16 protein-coding genes are annotated in these 19047 nt (G+C 71.5%); 6 read left to right on the forward strand and 10 right to left on the reverse strand.

Features of this window, described 5'->3' with window-relative positions; genetic code table 11:
- Positions 1–65: 65 nt before the first annotated feature.
- Positions 66–746 carry a metal-dependent transcriptional regulator gene (locus tag ACE3QY_RS18000; protein WP_374457426.1) on the reverse strand — a complete coding sequence of 227 codons (681 nt, stop codon included), beginning with the start codon at positions 744–746 and terminating at the stop codon, positions 66–68.
- A gap of 63 nt (positions 747–809) precedes the next feature.
- Here ACE3QY_RS18000 and ACE3QY_RS18005 point away from each other — a divergent pair, with 63 nt between their 5' ends.
- Together ACE3QY_RS18005 and ACE3QY_RS18010 are read left to right on the forward strand one after the other, a co-directional pair.
- Complete coding sequence (locus tag ACE3QY_RS18005) at positions 810–1595, forward strand: hypothetical protein (protein ID WP_374457427.1); 786 nt, start codon at positions 810–812, stop codon at positions 1593–1595.
- A 34-nt stretch (positions 1596–1629) separates the two neighbouring features.
- Complete coding sequence (locus tag ACE3QY_RS18010; protein ID WP_374457428.1) at positions 1630–3240, forward strand: glycoside hydrolase family 13 protein; 1611 nt, start codon at positions 1630–1632, stop codon at positions 3238–3240.
- 100 nt (positions 3241–3340) lie between these two features.
- On the opposite strand, the gene ACE3QY_RS18015 is transcribed toward ACE3QY_RS18010, so the two are convergent.
- From ACE3QY_RS18015 to ACE3QY_RS18035, 5 genes are all read right to left on the reverse strand, one after another.
- A complete protein-coding gene (locus ACE3QY_RS18015; protein WP_374457429.1) occupies positions 3341–3826 on the reverse strand; it encodes a MarR family winged helix-turn-helix transcriptional regulator in 486 nt (161 codons plus the stop codon).
- Positions 3823–5409, reverse strand: coding sequence for an MDR family MFS transporter (locus ACE3QY_RS18020; RefSeq protein WP_374457430.1), 1587 nt, complete (start codon positions 5407–5409; stop codon positions 3823–3825). The genes ACE3QY_RS18015 and ACE3QY_RS18020 overlap by 4 nt, the downstream gene beginning before the upstream one ends.
- Before the next feature lie 524 nt (positions 5410–5933).
- Positions 5934–7925 carry an ABC transporter ATP-binding protein gene (locus ACE3QY_RS18025; RefSeq protein ID WP_374457431.1) on the reverse strand — a complete coding sequence of 664 codons (1992 nt, stop codon included), beginning with the start codon at positions 7923–7925 and terminating at the stop codon, positions 5934–5936.
- Positions 7922–9655, reverse strand: coding sequence for an ABC transporter ATP-binding protein (locus ACE3QY_RS18030; RefSeq protein ID WP_374457432.1), 1734 nt, complete (start codon positions 9653–9655; stop codon positions 7922–7924). Before ACE3QY_RS18030 ends, ACE3QY_RS18025 begins: the two co-directional genes overlap by 4 nt.
- A gap of 10 nt (positions 9656–9665) precedes the next feature.
- Positions 9666–10241, reverse strand: coding sequence for a TetR/AcrR family transcriptional regulator (locus ACE3QY_RS18035; RefSeq protein WP_374457433.1), 576 nt, complete (start codon positions 10239–10241; stop codon positions 9666–9668).
- An 81-nt stretch (positions 10242–10322) separates the two neighbouring features.
- Here ACE3QY_RS18035 and ACE3QY_RS18040 point away from each other — a divergent pair, with 81 nt between their 5' ends.
- Both ACE3QY_RS18040 and ACE3QY_RS18045 read left to right on the forward strand, forming a co-directional pair.
- Positions 10323–13262: a hypothetical protein gene (locus tag ACE3QY_RS18040; protein ID WP_374457434.1), complete on the forward strand. Its 2940-nt coding sequence runs from the start codon at positions 10323–10325 to the stop codon at positions 13260–13262.
- Positions 13263–13269: 7 nt separating this feature from the next.
- On the forward strand, positions 13270–13707 hold the full coding sequence (locus ACE3QY_RS18045) for an ANTAR domain-containing protein (RefSeq protein ID WP_374457435.1): 438 nt from the start codon (positions 13270–13272) through the stop codon (positions 13705–13707).
- 9 nt (positions 13708–13716) lie between these two features.
- Here the strand turns inward: ACE3QY_RS18045 and pdxH are convergent, their stop codons facing one another.
- The gene (pdxH, locus tag ACE3QY_RS18050) at positions 13717–14355 is read right to left on the reverse strand and encodes a pyridoxamine 5'-phosphate oxidase (protein WP_374457436.1); all 639 of its coding nucleotides are present in this window, start codon (positions 14353–14355) and stop codon (positions 13717–13719) included.
- 88 nt (positions 14356–14443) lie between these two features.
- Between pdxH and ACE3QY_RS18055 the strand changes: the two genes are divergently transcribed.
- The gene (locus ACE3QY_RS18055) at positions 14444–15550 is read left to right on the forward strand and encodes a citrate synthase 2 (RefSeq protein ID WP_374457437.1); all 1107 of its coding nucleotides are present in this window, start codon (positions 14444–14446) and stop codon (positions 15548–15550) included.
- A gap of 8 nt (positions 15551–15558) precedes the next feature.
- Here ACE3QY_RS18055 and ACE3QY_RS18060 read toward each other — a convergent pair whose 3' ends face one another.
- Entirely contained in the window at positions 15559–16179 is a 621-nt protein-coding gene (locus ACE3QY_RS18060) for a hypothetical protein (RefSeq protein WP_374457438.1), read from the reverse strand.
- Between the two features lie 87 nt (positions 16180–16266).
- On the reverse strand, positions 16267–16773 hold the full coding sequence (locus ACE3QY_RS18065) for a GNAT family N-acetyltransferase (protein ID WP_374457439.1): 507 nt from the start codon (positions 16771–16773) through the stop codon (positions 16267–16269).
- A 104-nt stretch (positions 16774–16877) separates the two neighbouring features.
- Between ACE3QY_RS18065 and serC the strand changes: the two genes are divergently transcribed.
- Positions 16878–17999, forward strand: a complete 1122-nt coding sequence (gene serC, locus ACE3QY_RS18070; protein ID WP_374457440.1) for a phosphoserine transaminase — start codon at positions 16878–16880, stop codon at positions 17997–17999.
- A gap of 12 nt (positions 18000–18011) precedes the next feature.
- On the opposite strand, the gene ACE3QY_RS18075 is transcribed toward serC, so the two are convergent.
- The gene (locus tag ACE3QY_RS18075; RefSeq protein ID WP_374457441.1) at positions 18012–19010 is read right to left on the reverse strand and encodes a DNA topoisomerase IB; all 999 of its coding nucleotides are present in this window, start codon (positions 19008–19010) and stop codon (positions 18012–18014) included.
- Between the last annotated feature and the right edge of the window lie 37 nt (positions 19011–19047).

The raw sequence follows: 19047 nt of genomic DNA on the forward strand, positions 1-19047 counted from the left end.
CAAGGGCACGCTCATCACCCACACATACGTCACAAGAGCCGGATATCCGGTGACTCCAGCCGCACTCAGCGGCGGACGAAGATGTGCTCGGCCGCCTCGACGACGAGCTCGGCGGTCTCGCCGCCGGAGCCGATCAGGATGCCCTCGTCGGTGCGGGCGATGGTCACCGTCTTGCCGGGGAGGGCCCCGACGCGGCGGAGCAGGCCCATCAGGTCCTCGTCCTTCTGCATCTCCTCGGAGATCCGCTTGACGTGGACGCGGGCGTCCTCGGACGACGCGGCCGCCGACAGCGGTTCGACGTTGTCCATGAAGTCCTCCGATCGCCGGTCGCCGAGCTCGTCGAGGCCCGGGATCGGGTTGCCGTACGGCGACTCGGTGGGGTGGTCGAGCAGCTCGAGCAGCCGCCGCTCGACGGTCTCCGACATCACGTGCTCCCAGCGGCAGGCCTCGGCGTGGACGAGCTCCCAGTCCAGGCCGATGACGTCGGTGAGCAGCCGCTCGGCGAGGCGGTGCTTGCGCATCACGCGGGTGGCGAGCACCTGGCCCTCCTCGGTCAGCTCGAGGTGGCGGTCGCCCTCGACGGTCAGCAGGCCGTCGCGCTCCATCCGCGCGACCGTCTGGGAGACGGTCGGGCCCGACTGGTGCAGGCGCTCGGCGATCCGCGCACGCAGCGGGACGATGCCCTCCTCCACGAGCTCGTAGATCGTGCGGAGGTACATCTCGGTGGTGTCGATCAGGTCGCTCACGCAGGACATTGTGTCCCATCCGCCAACTGCGGCAGCCCCTCGTCCCGTGGCACAGTGACGCGGGTGAGCGAACTCATCGTGCCGCGGCGCTTCTGCGGCCCACCGGACTCGGGCAACGGCGGCTGGACGGCCGGCGCGCTGGCCGCCCTGGACGACGCGGACTCACCCGACAACCGGTGCGACAGCTGGCCGACGATCGAGGTGTCCCTCCGCCAGCCGCCGCCGCTCGACACGGTGATGCAGGTGGCCGGGGAGGACGGGCTGCTCACCGCGAGCCTCGACGGCGAGGCGGTCGCCTCGGCCCGCCGGGCCGACCACGAGCTGCGCGAGGTGGAGCCGGTCGACCCGGCCACCGCGGCCGCCGCGGAGTCGTCGTACCCCGGTCACAACTTTCACCCGTTCCCCACCTGCTTCGCCTGCGGCACCGGCCGTGAGGAGGGCGACGGCCTGCGGATCTTCCCGGGCAAGGTCGGCGACGGGCCCGACGGCGACCTGGTCGCCGCGGCATGGACGCCGCACCCGAGCCTGCACGAGGACTGGCACACCTACGTCGACGAGCACACGCGGGCCTCGCTGGCCTCGACCTGGGCCGCCCTGGACTGCATCGGCGGCTGGGCCGGCGACCTCACCGAGCGCCTCATGGTGCTGGGCCGGATGACCGCCCGGGTCGACGACCTGCCAGTCATCGGCGAGCAGCACGTGGTCGTCGGCGAGGGTCGCGGGCAGGACGGGCGCAAGACCTTCACCGCGTCGACGCTGTACGACGCCGACGGCCGGGTGGTCGCCACGGCCGAGCACGTGTGGATCGCGGTCGACCCCTCGCTCTTCGGAGGTCGGTTGCCGTCTTGACCCGGGGGGCGGGGGTGTTGAGAGGATGGTGCTCATGGCCGATTTGAACGATCCAACCACGGACTGGTGGCGCCACGCCGTCGTCTACCAGGTCTACGTCCGCAGCTTCGCCGACAGCGACGGCGACGGCATCGGTGACCTGCCGGGCATCACCGCGCGGCTGCCCCACCTCGCCGACCTGGGCGTCGACGCACTCTGGCTGACGCCGTTCTACACCTCGCCCCAGCACGACCACGGCTACGACGTCGCCGACTACAAGGACGTCGACCCGCTCTTCGGCAAGCTCGACGACGCCGACGACCTGATCGCCAGGGCCCACGAGCTCGGCCTGCGCGTGATCGTCGACGTCGTGCCCAACCACTCCTCCGACGAGCACGAGTGGTTCCGGGCCGCGCTGGCCGCCGAGCCGGGCAGCCCCGAGCGTGCCCGCTACCTCTTCCGCGACAGCGAGGACGGCAACCCGCCGAACAACTGGGAGTCCGTCTTCGGCGGTCCGGCGTGGACCCAGGTCGACGACGGCCAGTGGTACCTACACCTCTTCGACTCCACCCAGCCCGACCTCGACTGGCGCAACCCCGATGTCCCCGAGATGTTCGAGGGCGTGCTGCGCTTCTGGCTCGACCGCGGCGTCGACGGCTTCCGCATCGACGTCGCCCACGGCCTGTTCAAGGAGGCCTCGCTGCGCGACCAGGTGCTGCGCGAGGACGAGCCGGCCGGGTCGTCGCACGGCCGCACCGACGCGGACTCCCGCGAGCCCAAGGAGATGGTCGAGCGCGACGCCCGCGACGAGCCGATGTGGGACCAGCCCGAGGTCCACGAGGTCTACCGCTCCTGGCACAGGATCCTCGACGAGGCCGGCCCGGACCGGATGGCCGTCGCCGAGGCATGGACCTCGACCGTCGAGTCCATGGCGGCGTACATCCGGCCCGACGAGCTCGACCAGACGTTCAACTTCGCCTGGTTGCTCGCCGAGTGGTCGGCGGAGAGCTTCGCCGAGGTCATCACCGACACCCTCGCCTCGGTCGAGTCGGTCGACGCCTCGCCGACGTGGGTCCTCAGCAACCACGACGTGACCCGCCACGTGACCCGCTACGGCGGCGGCGAGCAGGGCCTCGCCCGCGCCCGCGCGGCGACGCTCGCCATGCTGGCGCTCCCCGGCTCCAGCTACCTCTACCAGGGCGAGGAGCTCGGCCTCGAGCAGGTCGACGTCGCTCCCGAGGACCGCCAGGACCCGTCCTACCTCCGCACCGGCGAGGTCGGCCGCGACGGCTGCCGGGTGCCGATCCCGTGGGGCGGCACGCAGGCGCCGTACGACTTCGGTCCCGGCTCGGCGCAGCCGTGGATCCCGCAGCCCGACGACTGGGCGGCGCTCACGGTCGAGGCACAGGCTGCCGACCCGACGTCGACGCTCGCGTTCTACCGCGACGCGCTCCGGATCCGCCGCGACTTCGCGTGGACCGCGGGCGACAAGGTGGACGTCCTCGACCTCGGCCAGGACGTGCTGGCCTTCCGCCGCGGCCCGCTGACCGTCGTGCTCAACTGCGGCACGACCCCGGTCGAGCTGCCCGAGGGCGAGGTGCTGCTGGCCAGCGGCCCGATCGACGGCACCCTGCCGGCCGACACCGCCGCCTGGCTGCGCGCGTAGGCCACAGACGACTCCGCCTCCGGCGATCCGTCATCCGGACCGGCACCCATGGGTGCGGGTCGGGATGACGGACCCGCCGGAGGCGGACGTCATCTCGGCGTCAGTCGTCGGAGAGCGCGGCGTTGTACGACGCCAGCTGGCGGGCGAACGTCGACAGCTCGTCGTCGCTCCAGTGCCCGAGCCGCAGGTCGAAGCGGTCGCTGCGGCTGCGGGCGACGGTCCGCAGGCGCTCGCGGCCGTGCTCGGTCGCGTCGAGCAGGATCGCGCGCCGGTCCTCGGGGTCGGGCTGCCGCTCGACCAGGCCGAGGTCGACCAGCGTCTGCACCTGCCGGCTGACCCCGCCCTTGTCCATGCCGAACGCGTCGGACAGGTCGGCGCCGCGCAGCGGTCCGTGGACAGCCAGGTGGGTGAGGATGAAGTACGTGATCGGGTGCAGGTCCGGGTGGACCTCGCGGGCCCGCTCACCCATCACCCGCTTAACCCGGCGGATCAGGGTGCCGACCTCGGTCTCGATGCTGCGGAGGTCGTCGTACCTGGTGCGCGCACTCGTGCCCGCGTCCACACCGGTGTCCGTGCTCGTGCTCATGACTGGGGGGCCACTTCCGCCATGAGCTCATCCTCGCGCTTCACCGACGTCCGCAGGGGGACTTCCTTGATGAAGAGGACCGCGACGAGCGCGCCGACCGCGAACGGCAGGGCGACCAGGAAGATGTGACCGGTCGCGTCACCGAAGGCGCTCTCGAAGATCGCGCGGATCGGGGCGGGCATCCCGGACACGTCGGGGATGCCGCCGGTCTGGTGCCCGACCTCGGACGCCAGCTCGGGGTGCGCGGTGACGAGCGCGGTCAGGCCGGACTTCACGGCGTCGGCAACCTGGTGGGCCAGGACCGCACCCAGCGCGGCGATGCCGACCGAGCCGCCGAGGGACCGGAAGAAGGCGACGACCGACGAGCCGGCACCCATGTCGGACAGGGCGATGGTGTTCTGCACGGCGAGCACGAGGTTCTGCATCGTGGCGCCGAGGCCGAGGCCGAGGACGGCCATGAAGAGGCCGGTGCGCCACAGCGGGGTGTCGGCGTCGATGGTGGAGAGCAGGCCGATGCCGGCGATCACGGCGACCATGCCCCCGACGAGCCAGCGCTTCCAGACGCCGGTGGCGGAGATGATCCGGCCGCTGACGATGCTCGAGACGAGCAGGCCGCCGACCATGCAGATCGACATCAGGCCGGCCTCGGTCGGGCTCATGTCCTTGGCGCGCTGGAAGTAGAGGCTCAGGTAGACCGTCGAGCCGAACATCGCGACGCCGATGAGCACCGAGGCGATGGTGGCGAGGGTGAGCGTGCGGTCCTTGAAGAGGCGCAGCGGGATGACCGGGTCGGTGGCGACGTTGGCCTCGACGTGGATGGACGCACCGATGACGGCGACGGCGCCGACCACGAGCGCGAGGCTGGTCCCGGAGACCCACGCGAAGTTCTGGCCGCCGAGCGAGACCCAGATGAGCAGGATCGAGACGCCGCCCACGAGCAGGAACGCGCCGAGGTAGTCGATCGAGACGTCGCGCTTGACGACGGGAAGGCGCAGTGTCTTCTGCAGGACGACGAAGGCGAGCGCGGCGACCGGGAGACCGGCGAAGAAGCACCAGCGCCAGCCGACGGTGTCCACCAGCACGCCACCGACCAGCGGTCCGCTGACGGTCGCGAGGGCGAAGACCGCGCCGATGTAGCCGCTGTAGCGGCCGCGCTCGCGCGGGGAGACCATCGTCGCGATGACGACCTGGACGAGGGCGGTCAGGCCGCCGACGCCGAGGCCCTGGACGACGCGGGCGCCGATCAGCACCTCCATCGACGGGGCGAAGCCGGCGATCAGTGAGCCGACCGAGAAGATGACGAGGGCCGACTGCACCAGCAGCTTCTTGTCGAAGAGGTCGGCGAACTTGCCCCAGATCGGCGTGGTCGCGGTCATCGCGAGCATGGTGGCGACGACGACCCAGGTGTAGCCGGTCTGGCTGCCCTCGAGGTCGTCGACGATGGTCGGCAGCGCGTTGCTGACGATCGTGCTGGACAGCATCGCGACGAACATCGCGAGCAGCAGTCCGCTGAGGGCCTCGAGCACCTCGCGGTGGGTCATCTGGCCGCTCTGCTCGGCGGAGACGGTGGGAGCCTGGGTCACTGCGTTCCTTCGATCTTGGTTGCGCACCACAATAGTTGTATAGGACAACCATATGCCCGCGAGGTCGGATCTCCAACCCCGTGCTCACGAGACCTGGGACACATCCCCCGCCGCCGGCGTACTCCAGTGGCAGACGGTCGTCCGGCGGCCCTTCGGACAGCCATCTGCCACTGGACTACCCGGGGCGGGCAGCCATCCACCACTGGAGTACCTCGGCGGGTGGGCGTTGAGTCGCCCAGAGACTCAACGCCCAGGGCCGGGGAGGCGACGGGGTGGGGGCGGTCCGGAAGTGCAGCGACCCGCAGGCCTGCTGCCCCTCGGAGAGGGGCCCCGGGGGATGACTCCGGGGGCCTGCGGGTCGGGTGACTGCTGTGGTTTCGCCGGCAGCTGTCGGCGTAGCCGGGCTGCCTAGCGGGCAGCCACCTCACTCATCCGAAAAGACTTCATGCTTCGGATCACCTCCTTTCCGTGTGCGACAAACGTACGTCGCCCCGGGGAGGCGGACAACGGGATTAACCGACGGATCAGCCGGCGACCGCCTCCTCGACCGGCGCCTCGAACTGCGACTGGTAGAGCCGGGCGTAGGCGCCGCCGGTCTCGAGCAGCTCCTCGTGCGAGCCCTGCTCGACGATCGAGCCGTCCTCCATCACCAGGATCAGGTCGGCGTCGCGGATCGTGGAGAGCCGGTGCGCGATCACGAACGACGTACGGTCCGAGCGCAGGGCCGCCATGGCCTGCTGGAGCAGCAGCTCGGTGCGGGTGTCGACCGAGGAGGTGGCCTCGTCGAGGATCAGCAGCGCCGGGTCGGAGAGGAAGGCGCGGGCGATCGTCACCAGCTGGCGCTCGCCGGCCGACAGGTTGGAGCCGTCCTCGTCGATGAGGGTGTCGTAGCCGTCGGGCAGCGAGTGGACGAAGCGGTCCACGAAGGTCGCCCGGGCGGCCTCCAGGATCTGCTCCTCGGTGGCGTCGGGACGGCCGTAGGCGATGTTGTCGCGGATGGTGCCGGCGAAGAGCCAGGTGTCCTGCAGGACCATGCCGATCCGGCTGCGCAGCACCCCGCGCGGGATGGTCGCCACGTCGACGCCGTCGATGAGGATCCGGCCGGACTGCGGGTCGTAGAACCGCATGACGAGGTTGACCATCGTGGTCTTGCCGGCCCCGGTCGGGCCGACGATCGCGACGGTGCTGCCGGGCCGGGCGACGAGGTCGAGGTGCTGGATCAGCGGGCGCTCGGGGTCGTAGGAGAACGACACGTCCTCGAAGCGCACCTCGCCGTGGGCGTCCTCCGCCGAGGCGGGGCGTCCCTGCTCGTCGGCCGGCTCCTCGGGGGCGTCGAGCAGCTCGAAGACCCGCTCGGCCGAGGCGACGCCCGACTGCAGCAGGTTGAGCATCGAGGCCACCTGGGTCAGCGGCTGGGTGAACTGCCGGGTGTACTGGATGAAGGCCTGCACGTCGCCGAGCGACATCGTGCCGCTGGCGACCCGGAGGCCGCCGAGGACCGCGATGACGACGTAGTTGAGGTTCCCGACGAACATCATGATCGGCATGATCAGGCCGCTGACGAACTGGGCGCCGTACGACGCCTGGTAGAGCTCGTCGTTCTGCTCGGCGAAGACCCGCTCGGCCTCGGCCTGGCGGCCGAAGACCTTGACGATCGAGTGGCCGGAGAAGGTCTCCTCGATGTGGGCGTTCAGCGTGCCCGTGCGGCGCCACTGCTGGATGAACATGCCCTGCGAGCGCTTCATCACCGCGCCGGTGACGACCATCGAGATCGGCACCGAGACGAGCGCCACCAGGGCGAGCAGGGGCGAGATGTAGAACATCATCACCAACACGGCGACCACCGTGAGCAGGGAGTTGAGCAGCTGGCTCATCGTCTGCTGGAGGGTCTGGCTGACGTTGTCGATGTCGTTGGTGACGCGGCTCAGCAGCTCGCCGCGCGGCTGCTTGTCGAAGTAGCCCAGCGGCAGCCGGTGCACCTTGTCCTCGACCTCCGAGCGCATCCGCAGCACGGTGCCCTGCACGACGTCGTTGAGGAGGTAGCCGGCGAGCCACGCGAGCAGCGAGCCGGCGACGTACACCGCGAGCACGAGGAGCAGGACGTCGGCCACGGCGGAGAAGTCGACCCCGTCGGTCAGGTCCATCGACGCGAGCATGTCGGCCTGGTTGTCCTCGCCGCGGGCCCGCAGTGCCTCGATGGCCTGCTCCTGGGTCGCGCCGCTGCTGAACACGTCGCGGCCGAGCAGGCCGGCGAAGATCAGGTCGGTCGCCCGGCCGAGGATCTTCGGGCCGACGGCCATTGCCACCACGCTGAGCGCGGTGAGCGCGACGACGGCGTACGCCTTGGTGCGCTCGGGGCGCAGCCGGGCGAGCAGCCGCTTGAGGGAGGGCCAGAACGTGTCGGCCTTCTGGCCGATCATCCCGCCGCCCATCGGGCCGCGACCCGGGCCGGGGCCCGACTGGACCCGCTCGGTCTCCTTCATCTGCCCGCCCTTGGCGGGTGCTTGCGCGCTCATGCCACTTCCTCGGCGGTCAGCTGGGACTCGACGATCTCGCGGTAGGTCGCGCAGGTCTCGAGCAGCTCGTCATGGGTGCCCGTACCGACGACGGCCCCGTCCTCCATCACCACGATCCGGTCGGCGTGCCGGATGGTCGCCACGCGCTGGGCGACGATCACCACCGTCGCGTCGCGGGTCACCGGCCGCAGCGCCGCCCGCAGCCGGGCGTCGGTGGTCAGGTCGAGCGCAGAGAACGAGTCGTCGAACAGGTAGAGCGCGGGACGGCGGACGACCGCACGGGCGATCGCCATCCGCTGCCGCTGGCCCCCGCTGAGGCTCGAGCCGCCCTGGGCGATCTCGGCCTGGAGCCCGTCCGGCATGGCCTCGACGAACTCCCTGGCCTGGGCGATCTCGAGGGCCTCCCACATCTCCTCCTCGGTCGCGTCGGGCTTGCCGTAGCGCAGGTTGTCGGCGACGGTCCCCCGGAACAGGAAGGCCTTCTGCGGCACCAGCCCGATCCGCGACCACAGGGTCTCGGGGGCGAGGTCGCGCACGTCGACGTCACCGACCCTGACCGCCCCGCCGGTGACGTCGAAGAGCCGCGGCACCAGGTTGACCAGCGTGGACTTGCCCGCGCCGGTCGAGCCGACGATCGCGACGGTCTCGCCCGGGGCCGCCGACAGGGCGACCTCGCGCAGCACCGGCTCGTCGGCGCCGGGGTAGGCGAAGGTGACATCGTCGAGACGGAGCGTCAGCCGCTCGGGCAGCGCGGTGACCGGGTCGCTCGGCGGCACGACGGAGGACTCGGTGTCGAGGACCTCGGTGATGCGGTCGGCGCACACGGCGGCGCGCGGCACCATCATCAGCATGAACATCGCCATCATCACCGACATCACGATCTGCATCAGGTACGAGATGTAGGCGGTCAGCGCGCCGACCTCCATGTGGCCGTTCTCCACCCGGTGGCCGCCGAACCAGAGCACGCCGACGGTCGCGACGTTGGCCACGATCATGACGGTCGGGAACATCGCGGACTGCCAGCGGCCGGCGCGGATCGCCACGTCCGTGAGCTGCTGGTTGGCGTCGCCGAACCGCGCGGTCTCGTGCTCCTCGCGCACGAACGCCCGCACCACGCGGACACCGGTGATCTGCTCGCGCAGGAGCCGGTTGACCTCGTCGATGCGCTCCTGCATGAGCCGGAAGCTCGGCACCATCTTGCGCACGATCAGCCCGATCGTGACGCCGAGGACGGGCACCACCGACAGGACGAGCCACGACAGGCCGACGTCCTCGCGCGCGGCCATGATGATGCCGCCGACCATCATGATCGGCGCGGCCACCATCAGCGTCCCGCCCATCAGCACCAGCATCTGCACCTGCTGGACGTCGTTGGTCTCGCGGGTGATCAGCGACGGCGCACCGAAGTGCTGCACCTCGCGGGTCGAGAACGAGCCGACGCGGTGGAAGATCGCGGCCCGCAGGTCGCGGCCGAAGCCCATCGCGTTGCGCGCGGAGAACCACACCGCCGCGACCGAGCAGAGGATCTGCACGAGCGAGACCGCGAGCATCAGGCCGCCGTGGCGCAGGATGTAGCCGGTGTCGCCGGTGACCACGCCCTTGTCGATGATGTCGGCGTTGAGGCTCGGCAGGTAGAGCGCGGCCATCGTGCCGACGAACTGGAGGGCCACGACCGCGGCGAGCGGGGCGGCGTACGGCTTGAGGTAGGTGCGGACGAGTCGCAGCAGCATTCAGGAGTCCTCACTTCTGTGGCTTCAGTACGCCGTTGAGCACGGTGTCGACGATCTCCTCCGCGCTCAGCGGGTGGCCGTCGGAGATGTGGGGATGGGTGCCGGAGAAGGTCAGCAGCCGGACCATGTGCATCAGCTGGCTCGGCGGCACGCGCAGGGAGTCGCGGTGCCGCTCGGCGAGCCCGGTGAGGATCACCGCCACCCGCTCGCGCTCGGCCTCCATGTGCCGGTGCGCCTTCGGGGGTCCGACCATGCCCATCCGGGTCATCAGCTGGAAGACCCGGGAGAAGCGGAGCTGGAACAGCTCGACGACCTCGAGCAGCATCGGGCCGAGCTCCTGGTCGGGCTCGACCTGCTCGAGCTGGGCGATGAACGGGTCGAGGTCGAGGGCGTGCTCGAGGGCCGCCGTCACCAGGTCGTCCTTGGAGTCGAAGACCCGGAAGATCGTGCCCTCCGCGATGCCGGCGGCGTCGGCGATCTGCCGGGTCGTCACGGTGCGCCCGTGCTCGAGGAGCAGCGGGACGGTGGCGTCGACGAGGGCGGCGCGACGGTCGTCGGGAGAGAGTGGCTTGGCGCGAGGTGGCACGCCCTCCACCGTAAGTGAGTGAGCACTCACTCACAAGCGCTTTTCCGCGCTTGCACCTCCGACGCTCACTAGAGTGCGCTCGTGGCGAAGCGGGGGCTCCAGGTCGGTGGCGTGCTGCTCGCCCTCGCCCTGCTGGGCGGACTCGTCGCCGTCGGCATCTCCAGCGCGCTGGGCATCCGGGTGGAGCCCAAGGACGTCCCGGTCGAGGAGCTGCACGCTGCGCCAGCGCGCGAGGCAGTCGCGCCACCGCGCTTCACGCGGATCGACGCGCCCGGCAGCGTGCGGATGACGGCCGCGCTGGACGAGCTCGCAGAGGCCACCTCGGGCGACACCGCGGGCCGCACCACCCTCGTCGTACGCCCTGGCGACGGCGACCGCGACGACGACTCCTACCGCCTCTCCGGCACGCGCGACCGGCTGCGGATCACGGCCCCGAGCGAGACCGGCGCGGTCCGAGGCGTCTACGACCTGGCGCAGCAGGCATGGGCTCGGCGCGACCTCGCCGAGGACCTCGGCCGGACGGTCACCTCGGAGCTGCCGTTCCGGATGGTCGACCTCGGCGCGGCCGGGGTCGACCCCGACCCCGAGCTGTGGCGCGGCGGAAGCGACTACTCCCACTACTCACGCGCCTTCGAGGACGTCCTGCTGCCGGAGGCGCCGTACGTCGACCAGGACGCGCTCGCCGAGGCGCGGCGCAGCGTGCTCGACTTCGCCCACCACGTCCTCGCCCAGGGCTACAACGCGGTCGCCGTGCCCGGCTTCCTGGAGTACGTCACCTTCGCCGGGATCCCGGAGGTCTACGCCGACGACCCCGAGCACGTCGCCCGCGCCGAGGCGATGCGTGAGGCGTTCGGCCCGATCTGGGCCGAGCTCGACGAGCTCGGGCTCGACGTCTACCTCCGCACCGACATGCTCATCCTGAGCGGTCCGCTGGAGCGCTACCTCGACGTCCGCTTCGACCTCGACACCACCGACCCGGGGCTCTGGAAGGTCTACGAGGCCGCGCTCGACGAGATCTACGACGAGCTGCCGCAGCTGTCCGGCGTCGTGCTGCGCATCGGCGAGGGCGGCAGCATCTACAACTCCCCCGGCATCGACTACTACTCCGAGATCTCGGTGACCACGGCCCCGGCCGTGCAGGCGATGCTCGGCGCCTTCACCGAGCAGGCCGAGCGTGCCGACAAGGACGTCGTCTTCCGCACGTGGAGCGTCGGGGTCGGCGCCGTCGGCGACATGCACACCAACCCCGCGTCGTACGACGAGGTGCTCGCCGGCATCGACTCGCCGCGTCTGGTGGTGTCGACGAAGTACAGCCTCGGCGACTACTACTCCTGGCTGCCGCTCAACACGACCCTGGAGCAGGGCGACCAGCGGCGGATCGTCGAGCTGCAGAGCCGCCGCGAGTTCGAGTCGTTCGGCGCCGTGCCGAACGACCTCGGCGTGCTGCACCAGCTGGCGCTGCAGCGGTTCCTCGCAGCCAACCCGCACGTCGAGGGCATCTGGACGTGGACGCAGGACGGCGGCCCGTGGCGCGCCGGACCGATGTCGCTGCTGCTCACCAGCGGCTTCTGGCAGCTCTACGACCTCAACACGGACGTCGCCGCCCGGCTGGCCCGCGACCCCGACAGCGACCCCGCCGAGCTGACCGCCGACTGGGTGCGGCGGTGGCTCTCGACCGACCCCGACACCGTCGCCAAGGTCACCCGGGCACTGTCGTACTCACGCGAGGCGGTCACGCGCGGGCAGTACGTCCCGCAGTTCGCGCAGGTGCGGGCCTTCGCCCTCGGGCTGGAGCCACCACCCCAGATGCTGCTCTTCGAGTGGGACATCCTCACCGGCGACAGCGCCGTCCTCGACGTCCTCTACTCCATCGCCCGCGGCTCCGGGCCGGACGGCGTGACGGCCGCGATCGACGACGGCCAGCACGCCATCGACGTCGCGACGACCATGCGCGACCTCGTCGCGCAGACCGACCCGGCGACCTACACCGACCCCGTGCTGCACGACGAGCTGCTCGCCTCGCTGGACTACCAGGTCGACCTCCACGAGCTGCTCGGCGCCTACCGCGAGATGACGCTCCGGCACGCGCTGTGGCTCGACACCGGCGAGGGCCACCACGTGTGGGAGACCGCGAAGGCTCGCTTCGACGCCGCGGCCGCGCAGCACACCCGGAGGTACGGCACCGACGTCGAGCTGCCGGCGTACAACCTCACCGCGGCGCGGATCGGCGAGCAGCGAGCCGAGCGGGACCTGCCGATGGCGTGGCTCGCTCGCGGCGGCCTGCTGGCCCTGCTGCTCGGGCTCGGCCTGACCCGCACCGGCCGTGCTCTGGTGCGGACCGCGGCGACGCCGTGGCGCGACCCGGGCCGGGTCTCGCCCTGGCTGGTCGTGGGGCTGCCCGTGGTGGCGGTCGCGTGGAGTCGCTCGGTGCTGACGTGGTTCCTCGCGCCGAGCCACCTGCTCGCGGTCGGGCTCGGCTGGGCCGTCCTCGCCGTCGTCGTCGGCGCCGCGACCGCACGCACGAGGTCGTGGCACGTCGCCACTGCGGTCGGTGGAGCCGTCGTGGTGCGCTCGGTGCTGCTGCTCGCGGTGCTGGCCTTCCGCGGGCCGGGCGGCTACTGGTTCGCGTTCTGGACCGAGCCCGGCGTGCGGTCGGCGTACGTCGCCGTCGCGGTGGTGCTGGCCGGCTGGGTCCTGGCGGCGCTCGTCTGGTCGCTCGCCGCCCACGTCGGTCGACGCCGGGCGGGCGCGGTCGCCCTGGGGACGGTCGGCGCCGTCCTGGTCGCACTCGGCGGCCTGCTCGCCGCGGTCGGGCTCGAGGACGCACTCACCGTCTGGAACGACCAGCTGGCCCTGCTCCCGTGGGGCATGGCGCGCATCCTCGGCATCACCACCTTCCTCGGCATCCCCACCCGGCTGCCGTGGTGGGTGCTGGGATCCGGCGGCGGCCTGGTGCTGCTCGCGCTGGTCGTCGGGCGGCGCGAAATTGGATCTGGCGGAGGCACGGCGCCCTCCCCATAATTGCCGCATGGAGATCCCACAGGGGACGGACCTTCAGCAGCAGATCGACGATCTCGTCGCACTCGTGACGAAGGGCCGCACCGACATAGACGAGCTGATCACGCGCGCGAACGACGCGGACGTGCGCGCCGACGCGACCGAGGCCCAGGTCTCCCTGAACCGGGCCGACATCGACACCCTCCAGTCCGAGGCTGCCATCGACCGGGAGCTGATCGCCGAGCTGCAGGCCGACGGCCTCGTGAGCCGCGAGCACACCGACCAGCTGCAGCAGGCGCTGGCCACCTCGCGCACCATCGGCGCTGCCGTCGGGGTCCTGATGGCCAGTCGCAACGTCGACCAGGACGAGGCGCTCCGGGTGCTCCGGGAGGCCAGCTCGCGGGCCAACACCCCGATGCGCCGGCTCGCGGAGGTCATCGTGGCCGGCCCGCAGACCTCTGCCGGCTAGATGTGATCGCTAGGGCGCCAGCCGCTCGACGGCCCAGCCGTCACCCTCGCGCCGGTAGACCAGCCGGTCGTGCATGCGCCCGGGTCGGCCCTGCCAGAACTCGACGGCCTCGGGGACGACCCGGTAGCCGCCCCACTCCGGCGGGACCGGCACCTCGTCGTCGTCGCCGAAGCGCTCCTGCACCCTGGCGTACGCCGCCGCGAGCTCGGCGCGCGACGCGACGGGTCGCGACTGGTGCGAGGCCCACGCCCCGATCCGGGCACCGCGAGGGCGTGAGCGGAAGTAGGTCTCGACCCGCGCCTGGTCCAGCACCTCGGCGACGCCGTCGACGCGGACCTGCCGCTCGAGCGGGTGCCAGGGGAAGAGCAACGCGCACCGCGGGTTCGCGGCGAGCTCCTCACCCTTGCGCGAGGCCTGGTTGGTGAAGAACACGTAGCCCTCGGCGTCGAACCCCTTCAGCAGCACCATCCGGCTCGACGGACGCGCGTCGGCACCCGCCGTCGCGACCACCATCGCGTTGGGCTCGTGGAGCCCGGCCGCCACCGCGTCGTGGAGCCACCGCTCGAACATCGTCGCCGGGTCGGCGGCCAGGTCGGGAACGTCGAGGCCACCACGGGCGTACTCCTCGCGGAGCGTCGAGAGGTCCATCCGGCGAGGGTAGCGCCGGGGCGAGGGTGCACAATGAGCCGTCCCGTGCAGCCCTTCCGGGACACCCCGTCCACGAAGGAGTGGCCCCATGACCGAGATCCACCACGGCCTCGAAGGTGTCGTCGCGTTCGAGACGCAGATCGCCGAGCCCGACAAGGAGGGGTCCGCGCTGCGCTACCGCGGCGTCGACATCGAGGACCTCGTCGGCCGCGTGCCCTTCGAGAACGTCTGGGGCCTCCTGGTCGACGGCGCGTACGACCCGGGCCTCCCGCCCGCCGAGCCCTACAACATCTCGATCCACACCGGCGACGTGCGGGCCGACGTCCAGGCGGCCGTCGCGATGCTCGCGCCGATGCTCGGCATGGGCCAGACCTACGACATCTCCGACGAGCAGGCGCGCCTCGACCTGTCCCGCGTCGCCGTCATGGTGCTGTCGTACGCCGCCCAGTCCGCGCGCGGCCTCGGCAAGCCCATCGTCACGCAGGCCGAGGTCGACCAGGGCCGCACCCTCGCCGAGCGGTTCCTCATCCGCTGGCGCGGCGAGGCCGACCCCAAGCACGCCCACGCGATCGACGCCTACTGGTCCTCCGCGGCCGAGCACGGCATGAACGCCTCCACCTTCACCGCCCGCGTGATCACCTCCACGGGCGCCGACGTGGCCGCCGCCTTCTCCGGCGCCATCGGCGCGATGTCCGGGCCCCTGCACGGCGGCGCGCCCTCGCGGGTGCTCGGCATGATCGAGGAGGTCGAGAAGCGCGACGGCGACGCGTCGTCGTACGTCAAGGAGCTGCTCGACAACGGCGAGCGCCTGATGGGCTTCGGGCACCGCGTCTACCGCGCCGAGGACCCCCGCGCCCGCGTCCTGCGCCGCACCGCGAAGGAGCTCGACGCCCCGCGCTACGAGGTGGCCGAGGCGCTGGAGAAGGCCGCCCTCGCAGAGCTTCGCGAGCGCCGTCCCGACCGCGTGCTCGAGACCAACGTCGAGTTCTGGGCGGCCATCGTCCTGGACTTCGCCGAGGTGCCCGCGCACATGTTCACGTCGATGTTCACCTGCGCGCGCACCGGCGGCTGGTCGGCGCACATCCTCGAGCAGAAGACCACCGGCCGCCTGATCCGCCCGTCCGCGGTCTACGCCGGCCCGAGCTCACGCCCGGCCGACGAGGTCGAGGGCTGGGACCCGGACTGGACCGCCTGACCGGCTCGTCAGACCGAGGGTTCCTGAGCGAGGTACCAGGACGTCAGGCCCTTGGCGCCCTGGCGGGTCAGGGAGATGTGCATGTGGTCGCGGTGCCGGAGCGTCGGCGAGCACTTCCGGCGGCTGCGGCAGCCCGAGCTCAGGTAGCGCTTGGGCTGGAAGCCGTCGTAGGACGCGTACATCGTGTCGTCCCAGATGACGTACATGATCCCCATCCGGCGGGCGAGCGCGTGCGGCTGGCCGGTGTCGTCGGGGGCGAAGACCTCGTCGAGCAGGGCCGCGGCGAGGGCCTGGTCGGTCGGGTTGTCCGCGTCGAGGAGCCAGTCGAAGGCGCGCGACTCCTTGTGCTCGCTGGTGCTCGAGCCGCCGCACGACCGGCTGATCGGGCCGTAGCCGCCGCCGCGGGCGACGAGCCAGTCGGCCAGCATCAGGACGCCGGGCTTGGGCCGACGCTTGCAGGTCGTCTGCGGCTGGTAGCCGGCGTACGGCTCGAGCGGCATCAGGTAGGGCGCGGACGACGTGACCGTGCCGCGCGACTCCTCGGCGGAGGCGGCATCTCCCGAGAGCAGTCCCAGCACGAGTGCGACGGTCCCCGAGAACAGCGCGACGACACGCACGAACGCTCGCATGGCGACGTCCCACCTTTCCCTGTGATCACTCCCGGCGCAGCGACGGTAGGTGGCTCGCGAGGGCGGTGTCAGGGGTTCGGGCGAACATCAACCCTGTAGTTCGAGGACCCGTCCGAAGCAGCGGCTCAGGTCGGAGTCGCGGTAGTGGCCGAAGCCGGGGATGGGCACGTAGCCCGAGGACTCGTAGAGGGCGATGGCCTCCGGCTGGGCGATGCCGGTCTCGAGCACCAGGGCCTCGATCCCGGCGTCCGCCGCCGTCGCCTCGAGGTGGGCCAGCACCTGCCGGGCCAGCCCGCGGCGCTGCGCGGCGGGGACGACGTACATCCGCTTGATCTCGGCGGTGACCTCGACCCCGAGGGCGCGCACGGAGCTGCGGCGCCACGCGCCGGTCGCGACCGGGAGGCCGTCGAGGTATCCCACGAAGAACCGGCCGAGCGGGTCCTCGAAGTCCCGCGGGTCGATGGGCGACTCGTCGCGGCCGCCGTAGCGCACGACGTACTCCTCCTGGACGGCCTCGACCAGCAGCTGGGCGTCGGGGTGGGTGATCGGCAGGCGCTCCACGTGCAGCAGTCCGGGCCGCTGCTCGGTGTTCATGCTGTGTCCCCCGTCGTGAGATCTGCGTCGGCGGGTGCCACAATAGAGCCGCTGACAGCGTCGTCAGGACCCGCCGCATCCCGCAACGACCCGAGGTTCCCTTCATGACCGACGCCCTGCAGATCCCCGCCGAGCTCCTGCCTGCCGATGGCCGCTTCGGCGCGGGCCCCTCCAAGATCCAGACCAGCCACCTCGACGCGCTCGCCGCCACCGGCTCCGAGCTGATGGGCACCTCGCACCGGCAGGCCCCGGTGAAGAAGACCGTCGGCCGCGTGCGCGAGGGCCTGGCCGCCCTGTTCGACCTGCCCGAGGGCTACGAGGTCGTGCTGGGCAACGGCGGCGCCACCGCGTTCTGGGACATCGCCTGCTTCGGCCTGATCCGCGAGAAGAGCCAGCACCTGTCCTTCGGCGAGTTCTCCTCGAAGTTCGCCACGTCGGCGAAGAAGGCGCCGTGGCTGGCCGACCCGACGGTCATCGCCAGCGACCCGGGCTCGCGCCCCGACGCGGTGGCCGAGGAGGGCGTGGACGCCTACGCATGGGCGCACAACGAGACCTCGACCGCGGTGATGGCGCCGGTGCACCGTCCGTCGGGCGTGGCCGACGACGCGCTCGTGCTCGTCGACGCCACCTCCGGTGCCGGCGGCCTGCCGGTCGACCTCACCGAGGTCGACGCCTACTACTTCGCGCCCCAGAAGTGCTTCGCCTCCGACGGCGGCCTCTGGATCGCGCTCATGTCGCCGCGGGCACTGGCGCGCGCCGAGGAGATCGCGGCGACCGACCGCTACGTCCCGCCGTTCTTCGACCTGCCGACCGCGATCGACAACTCCTCGAAGAACCAGACCTACAACACCCCGTCCGTCGCGACGCTCTTCCTGATGGCCGAGCAGCTGGACTGGATGAACGCCCAGGGCGGGCTCAAGGGGATGGTCGAGCGGACCACCGCGTCCTCCGACGCGCTCTACGGCTGGGCCGAGCGGACGGCGTACACGACGCCCTACGTCTCCGACCCGGCGAACCGGTCGCTCGTCATCGGCACCGTCGACTTCGACGACTCGATCGACGCCGCCGCCATCGCCGCGACGCTGCGCGCCAACGGCGTTGTCGACACCGAGCCCTACCGCAAGCTCGGCCGCAACCAGCTGCGCATCGCGATGTACCCCGCGATCGACCCCGCCGACGTCGAGAAGCTCACCGCCGCGATCGACTTCGTGGTCGAGAACAGCTGATCTCGTTGGCCCTCAGCCGGCGTTGAGCAGCTTGAGCACCGCCCGCTCGAGCGCGGCCTGCCGGGCGTCGTCCGTGTCGTACCTCCCACGGACCTTGACCGTCCGGCCGCGCTCGTAGGCCTCCACGACCCGCGGGTCGACGTACGACGTCCGGGCCAGGGTGGGCGTGTTGCCGAGGAACTCCGAGACCTCCTTCATCGCCGCGGAGACCGCGCGCTTGCGCGACGCCTTGGTCTCCCCCGGCTCGTCGGTCCGGGCGAGCGCGTCGGCGGCGATCACCGTGGCGTGCCAGGTGCGGAAGTCCTTGGCGGTGGCCTCGATGCCGAAGCAGGTGCGGATGTAGTCGTTGACCTCCGCGGCACCGAGGTCCTTCCAGTGGCGGCCGTCCTTCCAGGCGAGCAGCCGGTCGCCTCCGCCGCGGCGGCGGCGCATCACGTCGAGGGCCTGGATCGCGGACGGGTCGTCGATGGTGATGTCGTGCTCGATCCCCGACTTGCCGACGAAGGTGAACCGCAGCCCTTCCTTGGTCCGTGAGACGTGCTCCTTGAGCAGCGTGGTCAGGCCGAAGGAGCCGTTGGTGTCGGTGTAGACGTCGTTGCCGATCCGGAAGTAGCCGAGGTCCAGGAGGCGAGCGGCGACCGCGCACGCGCGCTCGAGCGACATGCCCTCGGAGCCGATGTCGGCGAGCACCCGCTCGCGCGCCTTCGACAGGGCCTTGCCGAACACGAGGATCCGGTCGAACTTCGCGGCGTCGCGGCTGGCGCGCCACTGCGGGTGGTAGAGGTACTGCTTCCTCCCGGCGTCGTCGGTGCCGACGGCCTGGAGGTGGCCGTTGGGGTGCGGCGTGATCCACACGTCCTGCCAGGCGGGCGGGATGACGAGGTCCTTGCAGCGCTGCACCTCCTCGGGCCCGAGGCGCTCGCCGTGCTCGTCGAGGTAGGTGAAGCCCTTGCCGGACCTGCGTCGGGTCCAGCCCGGCTGGTCGGGGAAGGTGCGCCTCAGTCGCGGCATGCGGCGAACCTACTGCCGGCCGCGAGCGCGCGCCGAC

Source organism: Nocardioides sp., from assembly GCF_041913365.1.
Taxonomy (GTDB): Bacteria; Actinomycetota; Actinomycetes; order Propionibacteriales; family Nocardioidaceae; genus Nocardioides.